The sequence below is a fragment of the Mesorhizobium sp. P5_C1 genome (assembly GCF_054049815.1).
In genome coordinates this window covers 1-737 of sequence record NZ_JBFULQ010001258.1, presented here as the reverse complement: position 1 = coordinate 737, position 737 = coordinate 1, and the positions used below count along the sequence as shown (strand labels likewise).

Genomic DNA, 737 nt, shown 5'->3' with positions numbered 1-737 from the left:
GACTTTACCGATTACTTAGTATTCAAGCTTGAGACTCTCGAATACATGATCGATGAGGAAGTGAACGGAACATCAAGCGACGAAGACAACGAATAGGTGTCAAATTGGGTGCAGGTTCATGAAGCTGCCTCCGCAACTGCTTCGACCCTTTTCCGTCGAAGGCAAAATCGCGTGCAAGGTAATGCTCGACCTGACGGTCTACCTGAAAGGCCCCACCCAGGCCGAGCTCGATTTCCTCATCGAGCTTTACCGGCAGGCCTCTCCGCCAGGCTCGATTCAGAAGATCGGGCTTGCAGAGTTTCCGTATTGGCTGCTGGCTTCCGCGCCTGAGTTGACAAGGAGTGGCCGCGTTGCGGCAAGGAACGGTCTTCCGGAGCCGTATCTTCAACCGGTTTACAGACGCATTCGTGAAGGCAGAGCGTTCGAGCTTCGCTATTGGGATCACGTTTCGATTGACGATCCGAGAGGCAGCTGGAGTTTTTCGTGTAACCGTATTCATAGACGTGACAGCGGCCTGCATTCGGCTGTCCGTGTCCTCGCTCCACTTGACACAGAAGTTGGCGTACTCGTCGGCCTGGCCCGCAATATTGTCGACAATGTTGAATTTATTTCTGGTCACGGCGGGCTGACTTTTGCCTACGATCCATGGGAACGACTTCCGGCGTTTGACTACATATACGCTCAAGCGAAGCGATACTGGGGAATAGACATAGAGAATCTGAACCTGACGCTTCCTG

1 protein-coding gene is annotated in these 737 nt (G+C 53.1%); it reads left to right on the top strand.

The window, feature by feature from the left end; translation table 11 throughout:
- Positions 1 to 118: 118 nt before the first annotated feature.
- On the top strand, positions 119 to 737 hold a 619-nt coding region (locus ACXJ7R_RS35240; RefSeq protein ID WP_457155816.1), incomplete at its 3' end, for a hypothetical protein.